This window comes from Streptomyces sp. SID5785 (assembly GCF_009870065.1).
Taxonomy (GTDB): Bacteria; Actinomycetota; Actinomycetes; order Streptomycetales; family Streptomycetaceae; genus Streptomyces.
Genome location: NZ_WWIA01001125.1, coordinates 1 through 1,750 on the forward strand (window position 1 = coordinate 1; position 1,750 = coordinate 1,750).

The 1,750-nt window shown below is 73.2% G+C and carries 2 protein-coding genes; one reads left to right on the plus strand and one right to left on the minus strand.

Features of this window, described 5'->3' with window-relative positions:
* Nucleotides 1-1,356 (plus strand): glycoside hydrolase family 38 C-terminal domain-containing protein (locus tag GTW43_RS36295; protein WP_237537001.1); only part of this gene is annotated, 1,356 nt, incomplete at its 5' end.
* Nucleotides 1,357-1,380: 24 nt separating this feature from the next.
* Here the strand turns inward: GTW43_RS36295 and GTW43_RS36300 are convergent.
* On the minus strand, nucleotides 1,381-1,750 hold a 370-nt coding region (locus GTW43_RS36300; RefSeq protein ID WP_237537002.1), incomplete at its 5' end, for a thiamine pyrophosphate-dependent enzyme.

Consider the following 1,750-nt stretch of genomic DNA (forward strand, 5'->3'; position numbering starts at 1 on the left):
GTGCTGCTCCACCAGTTCCACGACATCCTGCCGGGGTCGTCCATCGCCTGGGTGCACCGGGAGGCCCGGGAGACGTACGCGCGGGTGCTCGGCGAGCTGGACACGATCACGGCCGAGGCGGTGCGCCGGCTCGGCGGCACCGGCCCCGCGGTGCTCAACGCGTCCCCGTACGCCCGCAGTGAAGTCGTCGCGCACAACGGACAGTTGGTACAGGTGGAGGTCGACGGGCTGGCGGCGCAGGCGCTGGACACGGACGCGACGGCGGTCCGCGGCCCGGGGGCGCACGCGGCGGCCACGGTCGACGACGGGGCGATCGTCCTGGCCAACGAGCATCTGACGGTCACCGTGGACCGGGACGGGCTGCTCGCCTCGGTCCGCGACCTGGACCACGGCGGGCGGGAGGCCCTGGCGCCCGGATCGCGCGGCAACCTGCTCCAGCTGCACCCCGACCATCCGACGCAGTACGACGCCTGGGACCTCGACGCGCACTACCGGCACACCCGGACCGATCTGACGCGGGCCGAGTCGGTGGAGCTGGTGGAGGACGGGCCGCTGCGCGTCGCCGTGCGCGTGGTGCGCACGTTCGGCGCGTCCCGGATCACGCAGGAGTACCGGCTCGCGGCGGACAGCAGGCGGCTCGACGTGCTCACGGACGTGGACTGGCAGGAGTCCGAGAAGGTGCTGAAGGCGGCGTTCCCGCTGGACGTGCACGCCGAGCGGTCCGCGGCCGAGATCCAGTTCGGCCACGTGCACCGGCCGACGCACGCCAACACCGGCTGGGACGCAGCCCGTTACGAGATCTGCGCGCACCGCTGGCTGCGGGTCGCCGAGGACGGGTACGGCGTCGCGCTGCTCAACGACTCGACGTACGGGCACGACGTGACGCGGACCCCGCACGAGCGGGGCCTCGGCACGACGGTGCGGCTCACCCTGCTGCGCGCGCCGCACAGCCCCGACCCGGAGACCGACCTGGGCACGCACCGGTTCACGTACGCGCTGTTTCCTGGGGCCGGCACGGGCGAGGCCGTCGCGGAGGGGCTCGCGCTCAACCTGCCGCTGCGGATCGCGCCGGCGCCGGCACTGGCGCCGCTGGTGTCCGTCGACGACCCGGCGGTGACGGTGGAGTCGGTGAAGCTCGCCGAGGACCGCAGCGGCGACGTGGTGGTCCGGCTCTACGAGTCGCGCGGCGGGCGGACCGAGGCCACGCTGAGCGCGTCGTTCCCGGTGGCGGGCGCCGACGAGACGGATCTGCTCGAGCGGCCGCTGCGGCCCGCCGACACGTCGGAGAGCGGGCTCGCGCTCAGGCTGCGGCCGTTCCAGATCCTGACGCTGCGGCTGCGCCCCGTGCGGGAGTGACGAGGCGTCAGGGGCACACGGGCATCAGGGCCGCGGCATGTTACGGAGGTTGGAGCGGGCCATCTGCACCATCCGGCCCACTCCTCCGTCGAGCACGATCTTGGAGGCGGACAGGGCAAAGCCGGTGACCATCTCGGCGCTGATCTTCGGCGGGATGGAGAGCGCGTTCGGGTCGGTGACGACGTCGACGAGGGCCGGGCCCTTGTGCCGGAAGGCGTCCTTGAGGGCGCCCGCGAGCTGCTTCGGCTTCTCGACGCGGACGCCGTAGGCACCGCAGGCCCGGGCGACGGCGGCGAAGTCGGGGTTCTTGTTCGTGGTGCCGTAGGACGGGAGCCCCGCCACCAGCATCTCCAGCTCGACCATGCCGAGGGAGGAGTTGTTGAACAGGACGACA